The 24,844-nt window shown below is 60.6% G+C and carries 20 protein-coding genes; 4 read left to right on the top strand and 16 right to left on the bottom strand.

Annotation, left to right across the window (positions count from 1 at the left end):
- From ACDZ94_RS05740 to amaB, 4 genes are all read right to left on the bottom strand, one after another.
- Entirely contained in the window at positions 1-915 is a 915-nt protein-coding gene (locus ACDZ94_RS05740; RefSeq protein WP_064450430.1) for an ABC transporter permease subunit, read from the bottom strand.
- 232 nt (positions 916-1,147) lie between these two features.
- A complete protein-coding gene (locus tag ACDZ94_RS05745) occupies positions 1,148-2,284 on the bottom strand; it encodes a branched-chain amino acid ABC transporter substrate-binding protein (RefSeq protein WP_064450429.1) in 1,137 nt (378 codons plus the stop codon).
- Between the two features lie 386 nt (positions 2,285-2,670).
- Entirely contained in the window at positions 2,671-3,954 is a 1,284-nt protein-coding gene (amaA, locus tag ACDZ94_RS05750; RefSeq protein WP_432751189.1) for an L-pipecolate oxidase, read from the bottom strand.
- A gap of 172 nt (positions 3,955-4,126) precedes the next feature.
- The gene (gene amaB, locus ACDZ94_RS05755) at positions 4,127-5,617 is read right to left on the bottom strand and encodes an L-piperidine-6-carboxylate dehydrogenase (protein WP_064450427.1); all 1,491 of its coding nucleotides are present in this window, start codon (positions 5,615-5,617) and stop codon (positions 4,127-4,129) included.
- Positions 5,618-5,771: 154 nt separating this feature from the next.
- Here amaB and ACDZ94_RS05760 point away from each other — a divergent pair, with 154 nt between their 5' ends.
- The 3 genes from ACDZ94_RS05760 (at position 5,772) to nadE (ending at position 8,939) form a co-directional block, all read left to right on the top strand.
- Positions 5,772-6,668, top strand: a complete 897-nt coding sequence (locus ACDZ94_RS05760) for a LysR family transcriptional regulator (protein WP_262666884.1) — start codon at positions 5,772-5,774, stop codon at positions 6,666-6,668.
- Between the two features lie 225 nt (positions 6,669-6,893).
- On the top strand, positions 6,894-8,108 hold the full coding sequence (gene pncB, locus ACDZ94_RS05765) for a nicotinate phosphoribosyltransferase (protein WP_064450425.1): 1,215 nt from the start codon (positions 6,894-6,896) through the stop codon (positions 8,106-8,108).
- A gap of 3 nt (positions 8,109-8,111) precedes the next feature.
- A complete protein-coding gene (nadE, locus tag ACDZ94_RS05770) occupies positions 8,112-8,939 on the top strand; it encodes an ammonia-dependent NAD(+) synthetase (protein ID WP_064450424.1) in 828 nt (275 codons plus the stop codon).
- Between the two features lie 168 nt (positions 8,940-9,107).
- Here the strand turns inward: nadE and azu are convergent, their stop codons facing one another.
- The gene (azu, locus tag ACDZ94_RS05775; RefSeq protein ID WP_064450423.1) at positions 9,108-9,554 is read right to left on the bottom strand and encodes an azurin; all 447 of its coding nucleotides are present in this window, start codon (positions 9,552-9,554) and stop codon (positions 9,108-9,110) included.
- Positions 9,555-9,888: 334 nt separating this feature from the next.
- Between azu and ACDZ94_RS05780 the strand changes: the two genes are divergently transcribed.
- Positions 9,889-10,071: a hypothetical protein gene (locus ACDZ94_RS05780; RefSeq protein ID WP_064450422.1), complete on the top strand. Its 183-nt coding sequence runs from the start codon at positions 9,889-9,891 to the stop codon at positions 10,069-10,071.
- A 46-nt stretch (positions 10,072-10,117) separates the two neighbouring features.
- On the opposite strand, the gene ACDZ94_RS05785 is transcribed toward ACDZ94_RS05780, so the two are convergent.
- From ACDZ94_RS05785 to rpsF, 11 genes are all read right to left on the bottom strand, one after another.
- On the bottom strand, positions 10,118-11,008 hold the full coding sequence (locus tag ACDZ94_RS05785) for a transglutaminase family protein (RefSeq protein WP_262666883.1): 891 nt from the start codon (positions 11,006-11,008) through the stop codon (positions 10,118-10,120).
- The gene (locus ACDZ94_RS05790) at positions 11,008-13,494 is read right to left on the bottom strand and encodes a circularly permuted type 2 ATP-grasp protein (protein ID WP_064450420.1); all 2,487 of its coding nucleotides are present in this window, start codon (positions 13,492-13,494) and stop codon (positions 11,008-11,010) included. Before ACDZ94_RS05790 ends, ACDZ94_RS05785 begins: the two co-directional genes overlap by 1 nt.
- 159 nt (positions 13,495-13,653) lie before the next feature.
- Positions 13,654-16,944: a DUF2126 domain-containing protein gene (locus ACDZ94_RS05795; RefSeq protein ID WP_432751190.1), complete on the bottom strand. Its 3,291-nt coding sequence runs from the start codon at positions 16,942-16,944 to the stop codon at positions 13,654-13,656.
- A 176-nt stretch (positions 16,945-17,120) separates the two neighbouring features.
- Positions 17,121-17,570 carry a hypothetical protein gene (locus ACDZ94_RS05800; RefSeq protein ID WP_221293787.1) on the bottom strand — a complete coding sequence of 150 codons (450 nt, stop codon included), beginning with the start codon at positions 17,568-17,570 and terminating at the stop codon, positions 17,121-17,123.
- Positions 17,563-18,486 (bottom strand): NAD synthetase, encoded by a 924-nt coding sequence (locus ACDZ94_RS05805; RefSeq protein ID WP_221293786.1) that lies wholly within the window; start codon positions 18,484-18,486, stop codon positions 17,563-17,565. The genes ACDZ94_RS05800 and ACDZ94_RS05805 overlap by 8 nt, the downstream gene beginning before the upstream one ends.
- 204 nt (positions 18,487-18,690) lie before the next feature.
- Positions 18,691-20,994, bottom strand: coding sequence for a YgiQ family radical SAM protein (locus tag ACDZ94_RS05810; RefSeq protein WP_064450416.1), 2,304 nt, complete (start codon positions 20,992-20,994; stop codon positions 18,691-18,693).
- A gap of 190 nt (positions 20,995-21,184) precedes the next feature.
- Positions 21,185-22,579, bottom strand: a complete 1,395-nt coding sequence (gene dnaB / locus ACDZ94_RS05815; RefSeq protein ID WP_064450415.1) for a replicative DNA helicase — start codon at positions 22,577-22,579, stop codon at positions 21,185-21,187.
- 110 nt (positions 22,580-22,689) lie between these two features.
- A complete protein-coding gene (gene rplI, locus ACDZ94_RS05820) occupies positions 22,690-23,136 on the bottom strand; it encodes a 50S ribosomal protein L9 (RefSeq protein ID WP_003171376.1) in 447 nt (148 codons plus the stop codon).
- A gap of 18 nt (positions 23,137-23,154) precedes the next feature.
- On the bottom strand, positions 23,155-24,048 hold the full coding sequence (locus ACDZ94_RS05825; protein WP_110623877.1) for a hypothetical protein: 894 nt from the start codon (positions 24,046-24,048) through the stop codon (positions 23,155-23,157).
- 36 nt (positions 24,049-24,084) lie between these two features.
- The gene (gene rpsR / locus ACDZ94_RS05830) at positions 24,085-24,315 is read right to left on the bottom strand and encodes a 30S ribosomal protein S18 (RefSeq protein ID WP_002551829.1); all 231 of its coding nucleotides are present in this window, start codon (positions 24,313-24,315) and stop codon (positions 24,085-24,087) included.
- Positions 24,316-24,343: 28 nt separating this feature from the next.
- The gene (gene rpsF, locus ACDZ94_RS05835; RefSeq protein ID WP_003217491.1) at positions 24,344-24,766 is read right to left on the bottom strand and encodes a 30S ribosomal protein S6; all 423 of its coding nucleotides are present in this window, start codon (positions 24,764-24,766) and stop codon (positions 24,344-24,346) included.
- Positions 24,767-24,844: the final 78 nt, after the last annotated feature.

A 24,844-nucleotide genomic window follows, 5' to 3' on the forward strand; every position in this document is an offset into this window, starting at 1 on the left:
TTACACCTTCGCCACGAGCGGACGACCAAGCAGGCCCTGAGGACGGAAAATCAGAATCACCACCAGCAGGGAGAAACTGAACACGTCTTTGTAGTCAGAGTTGATCAACCCCGAGAACAGCGACTCGGAGATACCCAGGATGATCCCGCCGAGCATGGCCCCAGGCAGGGAACCGATGCCGCCGAGGACCGCTGCGGTAAACGCCTTGATGCCGATGATGAAGCCGGCGTAGAAGTCGAACGTGCCGTAATTCAGGGTAATCAACACGCCGGCCAGGGCCGCCATGGCTGCACCGATCACGAATACGTAGGAGATCACCCGGTCGGTGTTGATACCGAGGATCGACGCCATCTTGCGGTCTTGCTGGGTGGCACGGCACATGCGGCCGAGCTTGGTGTATTTGATGATGTAGGTCAGCAGCCCCATGCCGAGAAACGCGGCCACCAGGATGAACACCTTGGTGTAGGTCAACTGCACGAACCCGCTGCCGATATCGACACGCCAGGCGCCGGCCAGCAGGGTGGGAATACCTTGTTGTTTCGCGCCCTGAGCAATCTGGGCGTAGTTCTGCAGGATCAGCGAGATACCGATGGCGCTGATCAGCGGTGCCAGTCGGGTGGAGTTGCGCAGCGGTTTGTAGGCGACACGCTCGATGACCCACCCGTAAACGCCGGTGACGACGACGGTGAAGACCAGGGTGCCAAGAATGAGCAGCGGGAAGGATTCGATGCCGAAGTAAGCCAGCAGTGCCAGACTGATCGCCGCGAGGTAAGCGGAAATCATATAAACCTCGCCGTGGGCGAAGTTGATCATGCCAATGATGCCATAGACCATTGTGTAGCCGATGGCGATCAGGCCATAGACCGACCCGAGGGTCAGGCCGTTGACCAGTTGCTGCAGGAAGATACCATCCATAACGCAATCTCACGCGGTGAGAACCTGCACACCGGTGGGTGTGCGGCCCTTCTGGAGGAAAAGACAGACTTGATGCCTGACACGATGGGACGGGCAACCACGCCCCCTGCGGGAACCTGGCTTGCCGGCGATGACGGACTGACAACCAACACCTGTGTTGAATGTGCAACCGCTATCGCAGGCAAACCAGCTCCCACAGGGGATCGAGGCGCTTAAACGATCGTGTTTATTCTTACTTCTGCTTTTCCAGCTGGTGGTATTTGCCGTCTTTGTCCCACTGGTAAACCACGTAGTCGGAGATTTTCAGGTCGCCCTTGGCGTCCCAGGTCTTCTCGCCCATAACGGTTTTAACCGGGTGAGCTTTCAGCCACTTGGCTGCATCTTCGCCCTTGTCGGACTTGGCACCGTTGAAGCCGGCTGCCAGGGCCTGGATCGAAGCGTAGGCGTACAGGGTGTAGCCTTCAGGCTCGGTGCCGTTTTTGCGGAACTCTTCCACCACGGTCTTGCTGTCCGGCAGCAGGCGCGGGTCAGCGCCGAAGGTCATGTACACGCCATCGACGTACTGCTTGCCGCCAGCGGTCGCGACCAGTTCGTCGGTCACGATGCCGTCATCGGACATGAACTTGACGTCTTTGAGGCCGGCTTCACGAATCTGGCGAACCAGTGGACCGGCTTCCGGGTGCAGGCCGCCGAAATAAACCACGTCAGCACCGGTGGAGCGGATTTTGGTGACCAGGGCGCTGAAGTCTTTCTCGCCACGGGTCAGGCCTTCTTCCAGCACCGGCTTCACGCCGCGCTTGGTCAACTGGGCAGCGGTAGCGTCAGCCAGGCCTTTGCCGTAGGTGTCTTTGTCGTTGATAACAGCGACCTTCTTGCCCTTGAGCACGTCGACGATGTAGTCGCCGGCGACGATGCCTTGCTGGTCATCACGGCCGCACATGCGGAACACTGCCGACAGGCCGCGCTCGGTGACGGTCGGGTTGGTCGAGCCTGGGGTGATCATGATGATGCCAGCATCGGCATACACCTCGGAGGCAGGAATGGTGTTGGAGGAGCAGAAGTGCCCGACCACGCCGATCACTTTGTCCTGGTCTGCCAGGCGGTTAGCCACCGCTACAGCCTGCTTTGGCTCACAGGCGTCGTCGCCGGCCACCAGTTTGATCTGCTCGCCGTTGATCCCGCCGGCCTTGTTGATCACATCGGCTGCCGCTTGGGCACCCTTCATGTACTGCTCACCGAAAGCTGCGTTGGCGCCCGTCATCGGGCCCGCCACGCCAATCTTCACATCAGCTTGAACAAACGTAGAAACACCCAGCGCCGTTGCAATGGCGAGGGCCAGAAAGCCTTTCTTGTAAAACGTCTGGGACATGAGTGGTGCTCCGAGGTTTTTGTTTATTGGCACTACGAATTCAATGCAAACCTTCAACTGAAACTTTCAGAGAAAGCCAAGAGCAAGGCGCGTGCCATTACGTTTTTATTCTTCAAAAAGACACGGTGTCATTGTTATTACAGGCGTTTCGACTCCTTTTGCCAGGACGTGCAACCGTCTAGCATCGGAAGGTGCAACCAATGGACCCAAAAAGTACAACCCTGGCAGGTCGCACCTGCAACCAGGCGGATAAACGGTCGTTCCTGCACCTGTAACAATGTGCGTAACGGAACTGCACATTTACAGTGCGTGATTGCTACGACTTGCACCAATACAGATTAGTAGGCTGCTAAGAAAATGCAGGCTTCTGAGCGGTATTTCGCTGATCAGATCACGATCCGCAGGCATTGCCCGGCGTGATACAGCGAAAATCCTGCTTCATAGAGGCAACTGCGCAGGCCCACCCCGGCCAACGGCTGCATCGGCGCGAAGGGGATCGGTAACGCCTGGGGGTTCTGGTGACATAAGTAGTCGGCAAATGCTTTGCCCACGACGCTGCCGGTGGTCACACCACGCCCGTTATAACCCGTTACGGCAACCAGGCCCGGCGCCGGCTCGAACAGGCGCATCAAGTGGTCCGGGGTGAAGGCGATACAACCGGTCCAGGTGTATTCCCACTGCACCGATTTGAGGTACGGGAAGTAGTGCTGCTGCACCCGATCGGCCCATGCCTTGAGGAACCACGCCGGTTTCTGGTTACCGTTGCCCAGGCTGCCGAGCAACAGGCGGCCATCGGCATCGCGGCGGATGCTGCTGAGTACCTGACGCGTGTCCCACGAGCCCTGCCCGCCGGGAAGGATCTGCTGGGCGGCGTCATCGGTCAGGGGGGCTGACGCAACCTGGTAGTAGTAGCCGGGGAAGAAATTGCGACGAAGCTCGGTCCACTCACCTTCGGTGTAGGCATTCGAGGCGATCACCACTTGTGCCGCCTGCACTGAGCCCTCGGCGGTCTGCACTGACCAGTGCGCGCCTTGGCGTTCAAGCTGGGTGACCGGGGAATGATCAAACAGTTGGCCGCCAAGGCCGGCGGCGGCATTGGCCAAGCCAGTGGTATACGCCATCGGGTTCAACGTGCCGGCGCGTCGGTCGAGCAACGCAGCGGCAATTTTTTTAGTGCCCGTGGCCTCTTCGCAGGCCTGGCCGGTGAGCAACTCCACCGGCGCGCCACGGCGTTTCCATTGTGCTTCACGGCTGCGCAAATCCGCCTCGCCACGGGCATTGTGCGCCATGTGCAAGGTGCCCTCGCGGCGCAATTGGCAATCGATGTTGTATTTGTCGATGAGGCTGAACACCAGCGATGGCGCCGCGCCCAACATGCGGTTGAGCTGGCTGCCCACCGCTTCGCCGAATCCGGCTTCGATCTCATCAGGGGGAATCCACAGGCCGGCGTTGACCAGCCCGACGTTACGCCCCGAACCGCCATGGCCGGTGCGATGGGCCTCCAGCACGGCGACGCTTTTGCCCTGTTCCAGCAAGTGAATGGCCGCCGACAAACCGGTAATCCCGGCGCCGATCACGCACACATCCACCTTGACCTCGCCCTTGAGCGCGGCGCGATCCGGCCGGCCAGGGGTAAGGTGTTCCCACAAACATGCTTCGCGTAATGGCATTGCCAGACTCCGGAGAGGACCTAACAAACAACAATTATTTTGAATTGCAAACACCATCAAATGTGGGAGCTGGCTTGCCTGCGATAGCATCACCTCGGTGTTCCCGGCACACCGAGGTGTCTGCATCGCAGGCAAGCCAGCTCCCACATTGACTGCACTGCGACGTGAGGGGTCAGTCGAACGTAATACCCTGCGCCAGCGGCAGTTCCAGCGAGTAGTTCACGGTGTTGGTCTGGCGACGCATATACCCGCGCCACGCATCCGAACCCGACTCACGCCCGCCACCGGTCTCTTTCTCACCGCCAAACGCGCCGCCGATTTCCGCGCCGCTCGGGCCGATATTGACGTTGGCGATGCCGCAGTCACTGCCCACCGCCGACATGAACTGCTCGGCTTCACGCACATCGGTGGTAAAGATGCACGAAGACAGGCCTTGCGGCACAGCATTGTTCAGGCGCAGTGCCTCGGCGAAGTCGTTGTAGCCAATGACATACAGAATCGGCGCGAAGGTTTCGGTGCACACCACGTCGCTTTGCTCAGGCATTTCCACAATCGCCGGCGATACGTAGTAGGCATTCGGGAATTTATCTTCCAACTGACGCTTGCCGCCGAACACCCTGCCGCCTTCGCTCAAGGCTTGTTCCAGGGCGTCCTGCATGTTTTCGAAGCCGTGCTTGTCGATCAGCGGACCGATCAGGTTGCCTTCCAGCGGGTGGCCGATGCGCACCTTGGAATAAGCGGCCTTGAGGCGAGTGACGATTTCTTCCTTGACCGACTCATGGGCGATCAGCCGGCGCAGGGTGGTGCAGCGTTGACCGGCAGTGCCGACGGCACTGAACAGGATCGCGCGTACGGCCATGTCCAGGTCGGCGCTTGGGCCGAGGATCATCGCGTTGTTGCCGCCCAGCTCGAGAATGCTGCGGGCGAAACGCGCGGCGATTTTCGGCGCCACTTCGCGGCCCATGCGGGTGCTGCCGGTGGCGCTGATCAGGGCGACACGCGGGTCGTCAACCAGTGCAGCGCCGGCGTCGCGGCCGCCGATGATCACTTGGCTGAGGTACTCGGGGGCATCGGTGAATTTCTTCAGCACGCGCTCGAACAACGCCTGGCACGCCAATGCGGTGAGTGGTGTCTTTTCCGACGGTTTCCAGATCACCGCGTTGCCGCACACCAGCGCCAGCGTGGTGTTCCACGCCCATACGGCGACCGGGAAGTTGAAGGCGCTGATCACGCCGACCACGCCCAGCGGGTGCCAGGTTTCACGCATGTGGTGGCCCGGGCGCTCGGAAGCGATGGTCAAGCCGTACAACTGGCGGGACAGACCGACGGCAAAGTCGCAGATGTCGATCATTTCCTGCACTTCACCCAACCCTTCCTGGGTGATTTTGCCGGCTTCCCAGGACACCAGCTCGCCCAGGTCGGCCTTATATTCGCGCAGCACATCACCAAACTGACGCACCAGCTCGCCGCGACGCGGCGCCGGTACTTTGCGCCAGGCGTCGAATGCATGCTCGGCGCGACTGACCTGCTGCTCCACCTCGGCGGCACCTTCCCAGTGCACACTGCCAATACGGCTGCCATCAATCGGCGAATGCACGGGTTGTTTACCCGACTGGTACAGCGCCGGGTTTACCCCGAGACGGTCAAGCAATGCGGCAACCATGGGTCACTCCTTCAATCTACAAACAAAAAAATTGCGCCGCGGCCCACACGGCGATCCAGACCTTATTTGTAGCTGGCCCAAGACTTGCCAACAAACGACGATTAGGCGAGATATCATTCCGTTTATTCATGCAAAGAATAAAAAGAGGCGTGCCGTGCTGAACAAAAGACATTTGCCCTCGATCACCGCCCTGCAGTGTTTCGAAGCCGCCACCCGCCACCTGAGCTTCACCCGCGCCGCCGAGGAACTGAACCTCACGCAAAGCGCGGTGAGCAAACAGGTCGCCCAGTTGGAAGAATTGCTGCAGCACCTGCTGTTTCGCCGGGTGCGCCGCCGCTTGCAGATGACCCCGGCGGGCGATTTGTACCTCGTGGAAGTGCGAAAAATCCTCACACAGGTGGAGATGTCCACCCATTACCTGCGCTCCTACGGCGGCGAGACCGAAGTACTTCGCGTGTCCACGCCCTACACCTTCGGCGCGCGCTGGCTGGTGCCGCGCCTGAAGGGCTGGCGTTTGCGCCACCCGCAAATCCACCTGGACCTGTGCAATGAACAGGAACCGGACGAGTTGCTGCAAGGCAAGGCGGACATGGCGTTCTATTTCGGCCAGGGCTCACGTCCCGGCACGGAAAGCCTGAAACTGTTCAGCGAAGAATTGGTGCCTGTGTGCGCGCCGGAAAGCCTGCCCGCACAGGCATTCACCGACCCCACGCAATTGAGTGACCTGGTGCTGCTGCAAAACGCCTCGCGGCCGCAAGGCTGGCATGACTGGTTCGCCAGCCAGGGCTTTCACACCGAACACAGCTATCACGGGCCGCGTTTCGACACCTTCTATATGTGCATCCGCGCGGCGCAGGTCGGCTGTGGCGTGGCCCTGCTGCCACGTTTCCTGGTGGAAGAAGAACTGGCCGACGGCAAGTTGGTGATTCCTTGGCAGCATGCGTTGCCGAGCCAGGATGCGTATTACCTGGCGTACCCGGAGCATTCGGCGGAAGTGCCCAAGGTGCGCGACTTTGTGAAGTGGATGATGGAGCAGGTTGAACCTGTTTGAGCCGCGTCGCCTGACATGCCGCCTTCGCGAGCAAGCCCGCTCCCACATTGGAATGCATTTCAAGTGTGGGAGCGGGCTTGCTCGCGAAGGCGCCAGTGGCCACAACAAAGGTCCCAATATGAAAAAACGCTGGCAAAACAACACAGGTCTATGCGCCACTAGCGCCATTCCTTAATTGTGCGTAAAGGTCGGCGCCCATCGCCGATCCGTCTGGAGATTCCCGTTATGAGCGAGAGTGTGTTTGCCGATCGCATCGTGCAGAACCTGCTCGACACCGACTTCTACAAGCTGACCATGATGCAGGCGGTGCTGCACAACTACCCGAATGTGGACGTTGAATGGGAGTTTCGTTGCCGCAACAGTGAAGACCTGCGCCCGTACCTGGCGGAAATCCGCTACCAGATCGAGCGCCTGGCCGAGCTGAGCCTGAGCCCAGACCAGTTGGGTTTCCTGGAGCGCATCAGCTTCATGAAGCCGGACTTCCTGCGCTTCCTCGGGCTGTTCCGCTTCAACCTTCGTTATGTGCAAACCGGCATCGAGAATGGCGAACTGTTTATCCGCCTGCGCGGGCCGTGGCTGCATGTGATCCTGTTTGAAGTGCCGATGCTGGCCATCGTCAGCGAAGTGCGTAACCGCTACCGCTACCAGACCGTGATCCTTGAACAGGCCCGCGAGCAGCTGTACCGCAAGTTCGATTGGCTGACGGCGAACGCCAGCAGCGACGAGCTATCGGAGCTGCAAGTGGCCGACTTCGGCACGCGCCGGCGCTTCTCGTACCGGGTGCAGGAAGAAGTGGTGAGCGTGCTCAAGCATGACTTCCCCGGGCGATTTGTCGGCACCAGCAACGTGCACCTGGCCCGTGAGTTCGATATGAAGCCGCTCGGCACCATGGCCCACGAGTGGATCATGGCCCACCAGCAACTCGGCCCGCGCCTGATCGACAGCCAGATCGCCGCACTCGACTGCTGGGTCCGCGAATACCGTGGCCTGCTGGGGATCGCCCTGACCGACTGCATCACCACCGACGCCTTCCTCAGCGACTTCGACTTGTACTTCGCCAAGCTGTTCGATGGCCTGCGCCATGACTCCGGTGACCCGGTGCAATGGGCCGAAAAAGCCATCGCCCACTACCACAAGCTCGGTATCGAGCCGATGAGCAAGACCTTGGTGTTCTCCGACAGCCTGTCGCTGCCCAAGGCGCTGGAGATATTCCGCGCGTTGCGGGGTCGCATTAATGTGAGCTTTGGTATCGGCACCAACCTCACCTGCGACATTCCAGGTGTTGAGCCAATGAGCATCGTGCTTAAAATGACCGCCTGCAATGGCCAGCCCGTCGCGAAAATCTCTGATGAAGCGGGCAAGACCCACTGCACCGACCCGAATTTCGTCGCCTATTTGCGTCACGTTTTTAAAGTACCTGCCCTTTCCAGCAAGGAGTGAATCATGCAAGCCGTACAGCGTGAGATTGCGCAGCAGCTCAAGGTCCAAGCACCGTTCAAGGACCAGGCCGCCCTGGAGGCTGAAGTTGCCCGCCGCGTAACCTTTATCCAGGACTGCCTGCGCAATTCCGGGCTCAAGACATTGGTGCTGGGCATCAGCGGCGGCGTCGATTCCCTGACTGCCGGCCTTTTGGCTCAACGCGCGATGCAGGAACTGCGCGCCAGCACCGGAGATGACGCCTACCGTTTCATCGCCGTGCGCCTGCCCTACGAAACCCAGTTCGATGAAATCGACGCCCAGGCCTCGGTGGACTTCATCGAGCCGGACGAGCGCCACACTGTGAACATCGGCCCGGCGGTAAAATCCCTGGCCAGTGAAGTGGCGGCGTTTGAAGGCAAGGCCGCGGTGTCCCGCGATTTCGTGCTGGGCAACACCAAGGCGCGCATGCGCATGGTGGCGCAGTACACCATCGCCGGTGCGGCCAGTGGCCTGGTGATCGGCACCGACCACGCGGCGGAAGCGGTGATGGGCTTTTTCACCAAGTTCGGTGATGGCGCCTGCGATCTGGCACCGTTGAGCGGGCTGGTGAAAAACCAGGTACGGGCGATTGCTCGGCACTTTGGTGCGCCGGAATCATTGGTAGAGAAAATCCCGACGGCGGACCTTGAAGATTTGTCGCCAGGTAAGCCGGACGAAGCCTCCCACGGCGTGACTTACGCCGAGATAGACGCCTTCCTGCACGGAGAGCCGGTGCGTGAGGAAGCGTTCCGGATCATTTGCGACACCTACCGCAAGACCGAGCACAAGCGGGTCATGCCATTCGCGCCGTGAGGTAGATCGCCATCGCAGGCAAGCCAGCTCCCACCGCTGACCGCATCCTCATGCTGGAACTCGGTCAACGGTGGGAGCGGGCTTGCTCGCGAAGAACGATAACGCGGTACTACAGACCGCCCACAAAAAAGCGCCCCGCAAGGCGCTTTTTTTTCGACCGCAATCGGCTTACTTGACGGTCACAGTGCCTTTCATCATCGAGATGTGGCCCGGGAACGAGCAGAAGAACGCGTAGTCGGTACCGGCAGCCAGCTTCGACACATCGAAGGTCACCGAATCTTTCTCACCGGCACCAATGATTTTGGTGTGGGCGATGATGCGGGTGTCGCCTTCTTTCAGGTAGTTCTTGTCGATACCGGCAGCCATGCCGTCGCTGGCAATGCCAGGCATGTCGGCGGCGGAGCTCAGCACCCAGTTATGGCCCATCACGTTCTTCGGCAAGCTGCCGGAGTGAGTCAGCTCAACGGTGAACGTCTTGCAGCTCTTGTCGATTTCAATGGCCTTTTTGTCGAAGGACATTTGGTCGGTGGAGTCGACGGTGACCTTGCACTCTGCAGCAAGCAACTGGCCGCTCGCCAGAGTCAGCAGGGAAACAGCAACGAGTTTGGCAAACATGTGAATCTCCAAGGCAGGGTTTAAATAACGCGGATTGGGACAAGGGTGCCTCAAGCAGGCTTGAATTCTTATGATCTGCATCAACAGATTGTATACAACTTTAGGCTATCAGACTGATCAACACAATCTACCAGCCAAAGATCTGCCACCCGCTTATGATCGGCCCATACCCCATTGGAGCCCGCGCCATGCACCTCAACCAACTGTTCAACGGCCTGCTGGCCGCGTACGCCTGCGGTAAGTGAAGGCCAAGCGAGGTGCTAAGCTGCTACCATAGCGACCCAAGGCAGCTGCGCGCCGCCCCACCCTCACCTTCGACCCTAGAGGATCGCCCATGGCCAAACCTAATTACTCCTTCGCCAAACGTCAGAGAGACTTGGCCAAGGAGCAGAAGAAAGAGGAAAAGCTGCAACGCAAGAAAGCCACTGCAGATGAAGAAGCAGGTGCACTGAACCCGGATGCTGAAGGTGAAGTGGCGACAGACGAAACCGAAACACCGAAAGACCCGGCTGAATAAATTCTGTTGGGGTGAGCAGGCCCTCCCTGCTCACCCCAACCCACCCTCACTCCAGCGGCATCACCGTCACCCGCACCTCCGGGTCATGGCTCCCTCCCCCCAGAATCACCCCCCGCAACGGCGACACATCTGAGAAATCACGGCCCCAGGCCAAGGTGATGTGCTCCAGTGCCGGCTGCACATTGTTGGTCGGATCGAAATCTACCCAGCCTGACACCGGGCAATACACCGAGACCCACGCGTGGGACGCATCGGCGCCGATCAGCCGTGGCTGGCCGGGCGGTGGCTGAGTGAGCAGGTAACCGCTGATGTATCGCGCCGCCAGGCCCCGCGAGCGCAGGCAGGCGAGCATCAGATGGGCGAAGTCCTGGCACACGCCGCGACGGCGCTCCAGCACTTCCACCAGCGGCGTGGCGACTTGGGTGGCTTCGGCATCGAACGTGAACTCGCTGAAAATCTTCTCCATCAGCGCCTGCACACCCAGCAGCAATGGCTCGCCGGGCGGAAAACAGCTTTCGGAAAACTCGACGAAGGTTTTTTTCAGGTGCACGTAGGGTGATTCGAAGCGATAGCGGCAGGCTTCGACCAGTTCCACAGACACCGGCCGGCTGCTATAGGTCAGGCTGTCGCGGGTCTGGTCCCAGGCGGGCGACTGCTGGAAATCCAACACCGGCCGCGCCAGCACTTCCACGGTCAGCCCGGCATTCACCAGCAACTCATCGTGGGGCCGCTCAAAGGCCAGCCGGGTAATGGGGTTACCAAACACGTCCAGCTCATCGCGGCGCGAAGACGGCTCCGGGCTGATATCCAGTTGCTGCGAGGTGCAACGCTGCCAGGCACAAGGCCGTGGCCACAGATGCGCCAGTTGCTGGGCCAGGGAGACCGGGCTGTCGTAGTGGTAGTGGGTATCGTGGAAAATCTGGTAGCGCGCACTCATCACACCGACACCGTTTGCTGGCTGACATCATCCACATGGGCAAAATGGCGCAAGGCCAGGCGATCCGACACTTGCCCGCTCTCATCGGCGACTGCTTGCAGCAAGTCAGCCAGGCCATCCAGCGCGGCACGCACGCTGGACTCGCCAAACAACGGATTCTCCAGGCAACCCAGGTCGAAACACGCCAGGCGCTCCACCAACGGCGCCAGCCCGGTTTCACGAGGCACAGCAAAGTCATCGTTGAGGCGACGCAAGGTACGGCTGACCAGTTTCAGCTGGAACAGCACCGCGTGCGGGTTCTGCTCGTCCAGCAGCAGCAGGTCGAGCACCGGAATCAGCTGCGGCACCGCCAGGTAGCGCGAACGATAGGTGATGCTGCTGTTGCCCAACTCCAGCAGCCACTCAAGCCCCGCCTGATCGAACACCGCCACGCCACGCAGGAACGCCGCAAGGCTGCTGCTCAGAAATTGCAGGCGCTCAATGCGCCGGCCCATCATCAAAAAGCGCCAGCCTTCGTCGCGGGTCATGTCGTCGAGGGCAAAGCCGGACAGCGCCGCCAGGGACATCACCAGGCGGTTGAGGAAATCCAGCAACTCGCCAAAATCCGGGGTTTCGCTTTCCAGCTCCAGGGCTTCGCGTTGCAGTTCGACCAGGGCCTGCCAGTTTTCCCGGGACAGCTTGCCGCGCACCTGGGACGCCGCCCACTGCAGGCGCTGCAGGTTGGCGCGCAGGCTCGACGGCCAGTCATCACCCAGCAAGGCGGCGAGCAGGCGCTCAGGCAACTCGCCCTCCTCCGGCAACAAGCGCAAGCTCTCGCCCAGCTCGACCGCCGCCTGCAAGGCCAGCGGATCGTCGCCGTCGACATAACGCGCGAGCACGATACGCAGCCAACGCGCGCTGTCGTCACAGCGCTCGCAATAGCGGCCAAACCAGAACAGGTTTTCCACCACGCGAGAGGGCAGATAAGGGTCGCGGCGCACCAGGTCATGGGCACCAATCGCCCGTTGTGCACGCCAATGCTCGCCACCGGCAACGCGTTCGCTTAGCACCCAGGTGTCTTTGCTCGCGCCACCGCGTTGCATCGACACCACTTCGGCATCCGCCTCGGCCGCCACGCGGGTCAGGCCGCCGGGCAGTACACGGTAGCCGTCATCACTGGCCACGGCGTACACGCGCATGCCGATGGCACGGTGTTGCAAATGGTCGTCGACGGTGTGCCACACCGGTGCCTGGGACAGTTGCGCCAGCTCCTGGGCGACGTAGGCGTAAGGCCTTGCGCGCATGCGTTCGGCCAGGGCCTGGCGTTGTTCCTCATTCAAATCGCGGCCAAATACCGGGCTGAAGCTTTGCGACGGAAACGCGGGTTTGATCAGCAAATCCGGCAGCTTCTCCAAAGCCTCGGCCAACACCGGCGCTTCACCGCACCACCAAGTGGCGATCGACGGCAGGATCAATTCTTCGCCGAACAGGAACTGGTTGATCTTCGGCAAAAAGCCGAGCAACCCCGGCGACTCCAGTACGCCACTGCCGAGGGCATTGGCCACCAGCACATTGCCCTGGCGCACGGCATCGAGCAGGCCGGGCACGCCGAGGGCCGAATCGGTGCGCAGCTCCAGCGGGTCGCAGAAGTCGTCGTCCAGGCGGCGCATGATCGCGTGCACCCGGCGCAGGCCGCTGAGGGTTTTCAGGAACACAGTGCTGTCGCGCACGGTGAGGTCGCCACCCTCCACCAACGGGTAGCCGAGCTGGCGCGCGAGGTAGAGGTGTTCGAAATAGCTTTCGTTGAATCGCCCCGGGGTCAGCAGCACGATCAGCGGCGACTGGTCGTCACTGGGCGCCTGGCGGGCTAGGGTTTCCTGGAGCGTGCGGAAGAAACCGGTGAGGTGCTGCACCTGCAGATCGCGGTACAAGTCCGGGAACGCACGGGACACGATGGTACGGTTTTCCAACGCATAACCGGCACCCGACGGTGCCTGGGTGCGGTCGGCGGTGACCCACCAGCGGCCATCCGGCGTGCGCGCCAAGTCCACGGCGTACAGGTGCAAAAACGCGCCGTCCGGCGGCTGAATGCCCTGGCAGGGCCACAGGAAATTGTTATGCCCAAACACCAGCTCAGCCGGCAGCAGGCCCTCTTTGATCAATCGCTGCGGGCCATACAGATCGGCCAGCACGGCATTGAGCAGGCGCGCCCGCTGGGCGATACCGGCCGACAGGTGCTGCCACTCATCGGCGGCCAGCACATGGGGCAGTAAATCCAGCTCCCACGGGCGATCCGCGCCCTTGGGGTCGGCGTAGACGTTATAGGTCACGCCGTTTTCCTGGATCTGCCGGGTCAGCAGTGCCTGGCGTTGGGCCAGTTGCGCAGGCGTGCTGCGTTGCAGGTGATCAAGCAAGCGCTGCCAATGGGCACGCACCGCGCCACTGTCGTCCAGCAGTTCGTGATAAGTGCCCGCGGTCAGCGGGTAACGGTCGAGCAAGTCGGGCATGGAACGCTCGGCAGAAGGCAAGGGAAGTCAGATTAACTCAAATTCACTGCAATCTATTGTGGGAGCTGGCTTGCCTGCGATTGCGATTTTCCAGTCACCTTATTGGCTGGCTGATATATCGCTATCGCCGGCAAGCCAGCTCCCACATTTAAATCGCATTCAGTCATTTTTATTGGGAAAACGCCGCAGATCCAGGGTCATCGGTAGTTCATCATTAACCATTAAGGAAGGCACGGGGAGCTTGCCAGGGGTATGCCCCAAGCGGAAAAACCGCGCCATCCGCCGGCTTTCGGCTTCATTGGCATTCACCGGCAAGCTGTCGTAATTGCGCCCTCCCGGGTGGGCGACGTGGTACTGGCAGCCGCCCAGCGAGCGCTGCATCCAGGTGTCGAGCACGTCGAACACCAACGGCGCGTGCACCGGGATAGTCGGTTGCAGGCAGTTGGCCGGTTGCCAGGCGCGATAACGCACGCCGGCCACGAACTCACCGACACGCCCGGTCGGTTGCAGCGGCACCGGTATGCCGTTGCAGGTCAGCAGATAACGCTGCGGCGCCAGCCCGCTCAACTTCACCTGCAAGCGCTCCAGGGACGAATCCACATAGCGCACCGTGCCGCCCACCGCGCCCTCCTCGCCCAGTACGTGCCAGGGTTCCAGCGCCTGGCGCAGTTCCAGCTCGATGCCGCTGACGGCATAGTCGCCAACCTTGGGGAAACGGAACTCCAGGTGCGCGGCAAACCATTCGGCCCGCAGCGGGTAACCCGCAGCATTCAGCTCGACTATCACGTCGGCAAAATCCTGCTCGATAAAATGCGGCAGCAAGAAGCGATCGTGCAGTTCCGTACCCCAGCGCGCCAGTTTCGGCGGCGCATACGGCTCACGCCAGAAGCGTGCGACCAAGGCCCGCAGCAGCAATTGCTGGGTCAGGCTCATGCGCGCATGGGGCGGCATTTCAAAGGCGCGCAGTTCCAGCAGGCCCAGGCGCCCCGTGGCGCCGTCGGGCGAGTAGAGTTTGTCGATGCAGAACTCGGCGCGGTGGGTGTTGCCCGTCACGTCGATCAGCAGGTTGCGCAGCAGGCGGTCCACCAACCATGGCGGGCATTCTTCGCCAGGGGCGGGCATTTGGGCGAACGCGATTTCCAGCTCGTACAATGCGTCGTTACGCGCTTCATCCACCCGTGGCGCCTGGGATGTCGGGCCGATAAACAACCCGGAAAACAGGTACGACAGCGATGGATGGTTATGCCAGTAGCTGATCAAACTGCGCAGCAAATCGGGGCGACGCAAGAACGGTGAGTCCTTGGGCGTCGCGCCGCCCAGCACAAAATGGTTGCCGCCGCCGGTGCCCGTGTGACGACCGTCGATCATGAATTTTTCAGTGGTCAGGCGGGTTTGCCGTGCCTCTTCGTAGAGGAATTCCGTGCGCTCCACCAACTCGTCCCAGGTGGCGGACGGCTGCACGTTGACCTCAATCACACCCGGGTCCGGCGTGACCCGGAAGTTGCTCAAACGCGTGTCGAACGGCGGCTCGTAGCCTTCCAGCAATACCGGGCAGTGCAGCTCCTCGGCGGTGGCTTCGATAACGGCCACCAATTCCAGATAGTCCTCGACGCGCTCCAGCGGCGGCATAAACAGGTACAGGCGCCCTTCCCGCGCTTCGGCGCACAAGGCGGTGCGGGTCAGCCAGTCGGCGGACTCGTCGACTTCAGGCACGCGTTCATCGGCTGGCGCGGGTTCGCCATGGCTTTGCAGTTGCGCGGTGGTCGGCAACTCCGGCTGATCCTGGTTAGGGTCAGTCGGATGCACGAACGGGTACTCCGCCGCCGTCACCCAAGGTTGCGAGGCCAGCGGCAGGCGATAGCCCAGCGCTGAGTCGCCCGGCACCAGTCGGCAGTGATTGTCGCGCAGGTACCAGCGCCCACTCTGCCAGCGGTCATTGGCCGCCGTGCGCGCCAGCGGCAGCACTTGGCCGATAACTTTGTCCAGGCCCTGGCTGAATACTTTGCGCAGGCGCTCGCGCTCCAGGTCGTCGCTCAAGCGCGGGTCTTGGGCGGTGACGTTTTGCGGCAGTGCACCTTCGCGCCACAGGTAGTAGAAATTGTCTTCGAAGGCCGGGAATACAAAGTGCGCCGGCAGTTTGAGGCGTTCGGCGACACTGGCCAGGAAACGCCCGGCCATGAGCCCATCGGCAGCATAATCTTCTTGCTCATCGGCTATCAGCGCGCTGTTGTGCCAGATCGGCACGCCGTCGCGCCGCCAATAGCAGTTGAGCGACCAGCGCGGCAACTGCTCGCCGGGGTACCACTTGCCCTGACCGAAGTGCACCAGGCCCTTGGGCGCGTAGTGCTTACGCATGCGTTGGAACAGCTCGGCGGACAGCCGACGTTTGTCCGGCCCGAGGGCGGCGGTGTTCCACTCGGCGCCGTCAGGGTCGTCGATGGAGACGAAGGTCGGTTCGCCGCCCATGGTCAGGCGTACGTCGTCCTTGAGCAGGTCGCCATCGATCTGCCGGCCCAGTGCCTGGATCGCCAGCCATTGTTCTTCGGTGTAGGGCTTGGTAACCCGAGGTGCTTCCCAAATGCGCTCCACCGACATCTCGTGGGTAAATTCGCACTCGCACGGTTCCACCAGCCCACTGATCGGTGCAGCGGACGATGGATCAGGACTACAGGCCAACGGGATATGACCCTCACCGGCGAATAACCCTGAGGTAGCGTCCAGGCCGATCCAGCCGGCGCCGGGCAAATACACTTCGCACCAGGCGTGCAGGTCGGTGAAGTCCACTTCGGTGCCGGACGGGCCGTCGAGGGCTTTGACGTCGGCGGTGAGCTGAATCAGATAGCCGGAGACAAACCGCGCCGCCAACCCCAGGTTGCGCAGCAATTGCACCAGCAGCCAGGCCGAATCGCGGCAGGAGCCGGAGGCATTTTCCAGGGTGAATTCCGGGGTTTGCACGCCTGGTTCCATGCGGATCAAGTAGCCAATATCGGCCGCCAGACGCTGGTTCAGCCCCACCAGGAAATCCACGGCCGGCAGGGGCGTGCGGTCGATGCCCGCCAGGTAAGCGGCAAACTTCGGCGTCAGCGGCAGGGTTTCCAGGTACGGCGCCAGCTCTCGCTGCTCGTCAGCGGCGTAGCTGAAGGGGATTTTTTCGGCGTAGGGTTCAAGGAAAAAGTCGAACGGGTTGAACACCGCCATCTCGGCGACCAAGTCGACTTCGATACGCAGTTCGTCCGTCTTTTCCGGGAACACCAGACGCGCCAGGTAGTTACCCTGGGGGTCTTGTTGCCAATTGATGAAATGCTGCTCGGGCAGCACTTTCAGTGCGTAGGACAAAATCCGCGTGCGACTGTGGGCCGCCGGGCGTAAACGCACGATCTGTGGGCCGAGTTCGACAGCGCGGTCATAGCGGTAATGCGTAACGTGGTGCAACGCGACATGAATCGACACGGCGGCCTCCTGCGAGCCAGGGCATGGACACAACGTGCGCAAGACTTATGCCAGAGCAGCCGTCATTGCGCTTTCTCGTTAGACCCGGTGCAGTAGAGCACCAAAACGGCGCCATCACCGGTGCCCTGGTGCAAGTGCTGCACATATTTGTGGCGCAGGGTGGTGAATCTACCCAGCTAGCGTGCTTTGTGCGTTGCGATGATGGCTTGGCGCAGCCGCCTCACTTCAACGAGTTTCTGGCGCATCTCGCGGTGACGCTTGCTGTTGAGCAGCAGCAATCCCAGCAGCGGGAACAGCAGGCTCAAACTATAGGACAGCGGATGCGGAGCGAAGGCGATGGTGGGCAGCACTGCCAGAACACAGAGCGCAAGCAGCATCACCAGCGGCCATACCCACTGCGGCCGCCCGCGCGCGATCATGAAGTTGCACTGCACGATGCCCCACGTCAGCGCGAGGCCACCCAGGAAGGAATACTTGAGGTTGTCGTCCATCGACAAGCGTGGGAAATAACTGTCGAAAATCAGCGGCACCGCAAACACCAGGCTGAACACCGCCGCGAAAATTGCGCCCATAAAGACCGGAAAGTATTGCGCCAGAAAACTGCGAATGCCGGGTAGCTCATTCATCGCTCATTTCCTCATACAGCCCCACGGCAATGGTGCGTACGTTCCCCGAGATTGCACTGCCGGTAAAACCGATCGCCGCGCCCAGGGCATCCTGTATCTGAGTCACCGTCGCATGCTTGACCTGGGCGGGGGCGAAACGCTTGGTCGCCTCGCCAGACAGTTGTTTCAACTTGAGCATCTTGGCGCTCATTCGCGGGTCCTGAATGCTGAGCAGCTCCTTCGTCAGCTTGGCGCGCTCTTGCCGGGTTAATCCTCGTAGCACCTCCCGCACGCTTTTGCCGGTGGCGGCCTGATTCAGCCGCACCAGCTTTATCGTGGTCAGCGTCGATGCACCGACCCCGATCAACGACGCAGCATCCAGCGCGATCATCGTGTACTGATACCACTCCGAGCTGTCGAGCTTGTCATTTTTGGAGGGGTCACTGATCTCATTGCTGACGCGATAGCCACTGGCAAAACACTGGAGCGTGCTGGCCGTGGCAGCGGTATAACCGATGGCCGTAATCACGCTGCTGGCACCCGCCGTGAACGGTACAGCGACGGTGCCGCTGAGCACCACGATCCAACCGATGATCGCGCCCGCGCAGGACAGAGACGTATTGACCGCCTCTCCCACCAGGCGCGATTCGCGGGGATTGTCCTGGACCTGTTGCGCAAACTGCGCCGGGGCGATGTACTTCTGCGCTTCACGCAAGATCAAACGTTTAGGAGCGATGCTGCAGATGGGCTGAAATTCGCGCAGCGTGAGGACGTTGAAGTCGGCGTCAATGTACACAACGCCCGCGCCGACAATGCCGGGGTCAGCGTCGATGGCGGCAAACAGGCGTGGCAGGTTGATCTGGCTTTCGATGCGCTGGCGCGCCATGAACTGCGAGCGGTTGGAGTCCATGCCGATGCTGAGCAGGGGGTTGCCCATGAGAGTTCTTCCTTGAAGGTGATGGTGGCCTGGCAGGCCTCATCGCGGGCAAGCCCGGCTCCCACAAGGGAACGCGTTCCAACTGTGGGAGCTGGCTTGCCTGCGATGGCGATCTAATGAACACCACCTTAACAAACGGTCTACCCACCCGCCAGAAAGCAAAACGCCAGCACAAGGCTGGCGTTTTGCATATTCAGGCTACGATCAACGCGGCACTACCGGCTTGCGCGCAGGCTTACCGCCTTTGCCCTTCGCCGCATCGGCGCGTTCCTTGGCAGCCTGCTTGTTGCGCACCATGGCCGCAGCCTTGGCTTGTTCCCGCTTGTCCCACGGGTTGCTGCCATCACTGCCACGCGGTGGCAAACCGGTGTGCTGGGTGAGGATCCTGGTGGTGGTTTCCTTGGCAACCTTATGGCTGCCGGCCGGCGTCGAGTTCTTGCGACGGGCGCTCTGGTAGCTGTCGGTGGCCGGCTGGTGCAGCGGGATCAATTGGTCCTTGCCCGGCCCGATCAGGTCGGCACGGCCCATGCGGGTCAATGCTTCACGCAGCATCGGCCAGCCTTTCGGGTCGTGGTAGCGCAGGAACGCTTTGTGCAGACGGCGCTGCTCTTCGCTCTTGACGATGGTCACCGCGTCGCTCTTGTAGGTGACCTTGCGCAGCGGGTTCTTGCCCGAGTGGTACATCGCGGTGGCGGTGGCCATCGGCGACGGGTAGAACGCCTGCACCTGGTCGGCGCGGAAGCCGTTGCCCTTGAGCCACAGGGCCAGGTTCATCATGTCTTCATCGGTGGTGCCCGGGTGGGCGGCGATGAAGTAAGGAATCAGGTACTGCTCCTTGCCCGCTTCCTTGGTGTACTTCTCGAACATGCGCTTGAACTTGTCATAGCTGCCAATGCCCGGCTTCATCATCTGGTTGAGCGGACCTTCCTCGGTGTGTTCCGGGGCGATCTTGAGGTAACCACCGACGTGGTGGGTCACCAACTCTTTAACGTATTCCGGCGACTCGACCGCGAGGTCATAGCGCAGGCCGGAAGCAATCAGAATCTTCTTCACACCCGGCAACGCACGGGCGCTGCGGTACAGCTGAATCAGTGACGAGTGGTCGGTGTTCAGGTTCGGGCAGATGCCAGGGAATACGCACGACGGCTTACGGCATGCAGATTCGATTTCCGGGCTCTTGCAAGCGATGCGGTACATGTTCGCGGTCGGGCCGCCGAGGTCGGAGATCACACCGGTGAAGCCTGGAACCTTGTCGCGGATCTCTTCGATTTCGCGAATGATCGACTCTTCGGAACGGTTCTGGATGATCCGGCCTTCGTGCTCGGTGATCGAGCAGAAAGTACAGCCGCCGAAGCAGCCTCGCATGATGTTCACCGAGAAACGGATCATGTCGTAGGCCGGGATCTTTTCCTTGCCGTACGCCGGGTGCGGGACACGGGCGTAAGGCATGCCAAACACGTAGTCCATTTCTTCGGTGGTCATCGGGATGGGCGGCGGGTTGAACCACACATCCACTTCACCGTGCTTCTGCACCAGAGCACGGGCGTTGCCTGGGTTGGTTTCCAGGTGCAGCACGCGGTTGGCGTGAGCGTAGAGCACCGAGTCACCACGGACTTTTTCTACCGATGGCAGGCGAATCACGGTCTTGTCGCGGGTCATGCGCGGGCTGGCCAGGATCTGCACGACCTTGGCTTCTTCCGGGTCTTCAACCGGGCCTTTTTCCTGCTCAATGGCGCAAGCCTGGGTGTCCTGGGTATTCACGTACGGGTTGATGATCTTGTCGATCTTGCCCGGGCGGTCGATACGCGTGGAGTCCACTTCGTACCAGCCTTCAGGCGTGTCACGGCGAATGAACGCGGTGCCGCGCACGTCAGTGATGTCTTCGATCTTGTGGCCCCAGGACAAACGCTGGGCGACTTCGACGATAGCCCGCTCGGCGTTGCCGTACAGCAGGATGTCGGCGCAGGCGTCGATCAGGATCGAATTGCGCACGCGGTCTTGCCAGTAGTCGTAGTGGGCGATGCGGCGCAGGGACGCTTCGATGCCACCGAGTACGATCGGCACGTTCTTGTAGGCTTCTTTACAGCGCTGGCTGTACACCAGGCTCGCGCGGTCCGGGCGTTTGCCGGCCATCCCGCCAGGGGTGTAGGCGTCGTCGGAACGAATCTTCTTGTCGGCGGTGTAGCGGTTGATCATCGAGTCCATGTTGCCGGCCGCGACGCCGAAGAACAGGTTCGGCTCGCCGAGCTTCATGAAGTCGTCTTTGGACTGCCAGTTCGGCTGGGCAATGATCCCGACGCGAAAGCCCTGGGACTCCAGCAGCCGGCCGATGATGGCCATACCGAACGAGGGGTGATCCACGTACGCATCACCGGTGACGATGATGATGTCGCAGGAATCCCAGCCAAGCTGATCCATCTCCTCCCTGCTCATCGGCAGGAATGGCGCAGGACCGAAACATTCGGCCCAGTACTTGGGATAGTCAAATAACGGCTTGGCTGTTTGCATGACGGTGACCGGTGTTGAGATGAAAAATCGCGGGCGCGGAATATAGCACAAATTTTGACCAATTCCGACGGTAATGGTCGGAATTGTGGTGACGCCATCGCAGGCAGGCCAGTTCCCCCATTTGAATGCATTTACACATCAATGTGGGAGCTGGCTTGCCTGCGATGAGGCCCTTACAGGCGCTGGAGAGTTACTCGTCGTCGAAGTTGTAGCTGCCCGGCGCCAGGTTTTCGAAACGGGTGTATTTGCCGATAAAGGCCAGGCGCGTGGTGCCGATTGGCCCGTTACGCTGCTTGCCGATAATGATTTCAGCGATGCCTTTATGCTCGGTCTCCGGGTGATACACCTCGTCCCGGTAAACGAACATGATTACGTCAGCATCCTGCTCGATCGCTCCGGATTCCCGCAAGTCGGAGTTGATCGGGCGTTTGTTCGGCCGTTGCTCCAAGGAACGGTTGAGCTGCGACAGGGCAACCACTGGGCAGTTGAATTCCTTGGCCAGGGCTTTCAACGAGCGGGAAATCTCGGAAATCTCGTTGGTACGGCTGTCGCCACTGGAGCCCGGGATCTGCATCAGTTGCAGGTAGTCGATCATGATCAGGGCGATATCGCCGTGCTCACGCACCAGGCGTCGGGTACGCGCGCGCATTTCCGAGGGGCTGATGCCCGCGGTGTCATCGATAAACAGCTTGCGGTCGTTAAGCAGGTTAACGGCCGAGGTCAAGCGCGGCCAATCGTCATCTTCCAGACGACCGGCACGCACCTTGGTCTGGTCGATACGGCCCAGGGACGACAACATCCGCATAATCAGCGATTCGCCTGGCATCTCCAGCGAGTAGACCAGTACGGCCTTATCGCTGCGCAACACGGCGTTCTCCACCAGGTTCATCGCAAACGTGGTTTTACCCATGGACGGACGGCCGGCGACGATGATCAGGTCAGACGGCTGCAGGCCGCTGGTCATGCCATCGAGGTCGGTGTAGCCGGTGGACAGGCCGGTGATGGCGTTGTCGGTGTTGAACAAGGTATCGATCCGGTCGATGGCCTTGGTCAACAGGTCGTTGACGCTGACCGGGCCGCCGGTTTTCGGACGGGCCTCGGCGATCTGGAAGATCTGCCGTTCGGCCTCGTCGAGAATCTCTTCAGCGGTACGGCCTTCGGGGTTGAAGGCACTGTCGGCAATCTCGGTGGCGATGCCGATCAACTGGCGCAACGTGGCCCGCGCACGGACGATCTGCGCATAGGCCTTGATGTTGGCGACCGATGGCGTGTTTTTCGCCAGCTCGCCCAGGTAACCCAGGCCGCCCACTTGGGACGTCTGGCCTTCCTTGTCCAATTGCTCGGCCAGGGTCACCACGTCGATCGGCGAGTTCTGGTCGGCCAGCTTGGCAATGGCACGGAAGATCAAGCGGTGGTCATGACGGTAGAAATCGCCGTCCGAGACTTGATCCAGCACGCGTTCCCAGGCGTTGTTGTCCAGCATCAAGCCACCGAGCACGGCCTGTTCGGCCTCGATGGAATGCGGTGGCACCTTCAGGGCAGCGGTTTGCAGATCGTATTGCTCAGGAGCTGAAATATCGTTCATGGCCACTTGGAATTAGGGGATTGTAGAAAAACAAAAGGCACGACCTGTAAACAGGATCGTGCCCGATGTTAACTGGCTGACACGCGAGGTGCCAGTCAGTTAGGTGCTGCTTAAGCTGCTACCACGACAACGCGTACGGTGGCTTCAACTTCGGCGTGCAGGTGCACGGCTACGTCGAATTCGCCTACGTTGCGGATGGTGCCGTTCGGCAGACGAACTTCGCTCTTCTGCACTTCAACGCCGGAAGCGGTCAGTGCATCAGCGATGTCGTGGGTGCCGATCGAACCGAACAGCTTGCCTTCGTCACCGGCGGTGGCAGTGATAGTCACTTCCAGCTCAGCCAGTTGGGCAGCGCGAGTTTCGGCCGAAGCTTTTTTGTCTGCTGCTGCTTTTTCCAGCTCAGCACGACGCTCTTCAAACGCAGCCAGGTTGGCAGCGGTTGCAGCGGTGGCTTTGCCGTAAGGCAGCAGGTAGTTACGACCGTAGCCGGCCTTAACGTTCACTTTGTCGCCCAGGTTGCCCAGGTTGGCGACTTTTTCCAGAAGGATCAGTTGCATGTGAAAATCCTCTAACTTTTAACCTTCACCGTTCGCGTTATCGGCGTCTTTCGACGCCAGACGACCGCGAAAATCAATCAGGCCGTCGACAATGGCCAAAACCACGAGTAACGGATAGATCAGCTGCATGAACAGCAACAGCGTTACGTACAACCCCACCAGCCAAAACCTGGCCAGACGCTTTCGCGCAACCAGCCCATGAATCAGGGCCAACCCGGCAAACACCAGCGGTACGCTGCAAATCGGCGCCAGCAAGGCCATCTGTGGACCGAAGTTCGGCCCGACAACCATGCACGCCAGCAGCAACATCGCCGGCCCCGCGGGGATTCTGATACTGCGAAACTCGCGACCAAAACCACCCGGGTTGTACAACAACGCCTGCCAATAACGCCCAAGAATCAGGCTCAGCACGCTGACGACCTGCAACAATGCCGCAATCAGGCCGGTCAGGACCGGGGCAATCAGTGACGCAAACCGCGCTCGCTCATCTACCGACAACTGCTGGTAGAGATCCCCGAGAGCCATCGGCAGGATCTTGACGATTTCCTGCGACAGCGCCTCGATTTGCGGGCGGAAAGCCGCGCCAAGCATCACTGAGTACACCAACCCCAATGCCACGCTGACCAGCAGCGTACGGACCCAGGACTCACTTGCGCGTAAAACCAACGCAAGGCTCGATGACCCCAGCAGTACCAAAAGTACGCGTGGATCACCAAATTGCAGCCACCAGATCAAGGCCGGCAACAATCCCAGGGCAAGGACGCCAAGGGCGTCCTTCAAACCGCGCCGCAGCAGCACTAGGCAACCTGCGGCAGCACCCAACCAATAAAGCAACGGCAATGCCGCACATCCAGCCACTACGAGAGTGGCCTGCACGCGACCGCGCATGATGAACTCAGCTAAGGCGCGCATGCATTCAATCCCTTACTACTTGTCGACTGCCCGGTCTCAGCGGCCGTGGCTGTCGGTGTAGGCCAGCAGGGCCAGGAAGCGGGCGCGCTTGATAGCGGTGGCCAGCTGACGCTGATAACGTGCTTTGGTACCGGTGATACGGCTTGGAACGATTTTGCCGGTCTCGGATACGTAAGCTTTCAGAGTGTTGAGATCTTTGTAATCGATCTCCTTCACGTCTTCAGCGGTGAAGCGGCAGAATTTACGACGACGGAAGAAACGTGCCATTTGATAGGCTCCTTAAAAGGTCCGTGGATTACTCGTCAGCGTTATCGCTGTTGTCGCTGTCATCACTATCAGCGCTTTCGGCGCCTTCGTGCTCAGGACGGTCGCGACGCTCACGGCGCTCACTGCGGTTTTCTTCAGCCTTGAGCATCTCGGATTGGCCGGTAACGGCTTCTTCGCGACGGATGACCAGGTTACGGATCACTGCATCGTTGTAGCGGAAGTTGTCTTCCAGCTCGGCCAGGGCCTTGCCAGTGCACTCAACGTTCAGCATCACGTAGTGAGCCTTGTGAACATTGTTGATTGCGTAGGCCAGTTGACGACGGCCCCAATCTTCCAGACGGTGGATTTTGCCGCCGTCTTCTTCGATCAGCTTGGTGTAACGCTCAACCATGCCGCCGACTTGCTCGCTTTGATCCGGGTGGACCAAAAAGATGATTTCGTAATGACGCATGAATGCTCCTTACGGGTTGTAGCCTGCCGCTCAAAAACGGTCAGACAAGGAGTGAATGACACTTATGGATCTTGCCAA

The sequence above is a fragment of the Pseudomonas sp. UBT genome (assembly GCF_050915955.1).
Taxonomy (GTDB): Bacteria; Pseudomonadota; Gammaproteobacteria; order Pseudomonadales; family Pseudomonadaceae; genus Aquipseudomonas; species Aquipseudomonas antarctica_A.

Excerpts from the sequence above, each read along its gene's own strand:
- ACDZ94_RS05740 (WP_064450430.1), bottom strand. The coding sequence starts at position 915 with ATGGATGGTATCTTCCTGCAGCAACTGGTCAACGGCCTGACCCTCGGG.
- ACDZ94_RS05745 (WP_064450429.1), bottom strand. The coding sequence starts at position 2,284 with ATGTCCCAGACGTTTTACAAGAAAGGCTTTCTGGCCCTCGCCATTGCA.
- amaA (WP_432751189.1), bottom strand. The coding sequence starts at position 3,954 with ATGCCATTACGCGAAGCATGTTTGTGGGAACACCTTACCCCTGGCCGG.
- amaB (WP_064450427.1), bottom strand. The coding sequence starts at position 5,617 with ATGGTTGCCGCATTGCTTGACCGTCTCGGGGTAAACCCGGCGCTGTAC.
- pncB (WP_064450425.1), top strand. The coding sequence starts at position 6,894 with ATGAGCGAGAGTGTGTTTGCCGATCGCATCGTGCAGAACCTGCTCGAC.
- nadE (WP_064450424.1), top strand. The coding sequence starts at position 8,112 with ATGCAAGCCGTACAGCGTGAGATTGCGCAGCAGCTCAAGGTCCAAGCA.
- azu (WP_064450423.1), bottom strand. The coding sequence starts at position 9,554 with ATGTTTGCCAAACTCGTTGCTGTTTCCCTGCTGACTCTGGCGAGCGGC.
- ACDZ94_RS05780 (WP_064450422.1), top strand. The coding sequence starts at position 9,889 with ATGGCCAAACCTAATTACTCCTTCGCCAAACGTCAGAGAGACTTGGCC.
- ACDZ94_RS05785 (WP_262666883.1), bottom strand. The coding sequence starts at position 11,008 with ATGAGTGCGCGCTACCAGATTTTCCACGATACCCACTACCACTACGAC.
- ACDZ94_RS05790 (WP_064450420.1), bottom strand. The coding sequence starts at position 13,494 with ATGCCCGACTTGCTCGACCGTTACCCGCTGACCGCGGGCACTTATCAC.
- ACDZ94_RS05800 (WP_221293787.1), bottom strand. The coding sequence starts at position 17,570 with ATGAATGAGCTACCCGGCATTCGCAGTTTTCTGGCGCAATACTTTCCG.
- ACDZ94_RS05805 (WP_221293786.1), bottom strand. The coding sequence starts at position 18,486 with ATGGGCAACCCCCTGCTCAGCATCGGCATGGACTCCAACCGCTCGCAG.
- ACDZ94_RS05810 (WP_064450416.1), bottom strand. The coding sequence starts at position 20,994 with ATGCAAACAGCCAAGCCGTTATTTGACTATCCCAAGTACTGGGCCGAA.
- dnaB (WP_064450415.1), bottom strand. The coding sequence starts at position 22,579 with ATGAACGATATTTCAGCTCCTGAGCAATACGATCTGCAAACCGCTGCC.
- rplI (WP_003171376.1), bottom strand. The coding sequence starts at position 23,136 with ATGCAACTGATCCTTCTGGAAAAAGTCGCCAACCTGGGCAACCTGGGC.
- ACDZ94_RS05825 (WP_110623877.1), bottom strand. The coding sequence starts at position 24,048 with ATGCGCGCCTTAGCTGAGTTCATCATGCGCGGTCGCGTGCAGGCCACT.
- rpsR (WP_002551829.1), bottom strand. The coding sequence starts at position 24,315 with ATGGCACGTTTCTTCCGTCGTCGTAAATTCTGCCGCTTCACCGCTGAA.
- rpsF (WP_003217491.1), bottom strand. The coding sequence starts at position 24,766 with ATGCGTCATTACGAAATCATCTTTTTGGTCCACCCGGATCAAAGCGAG.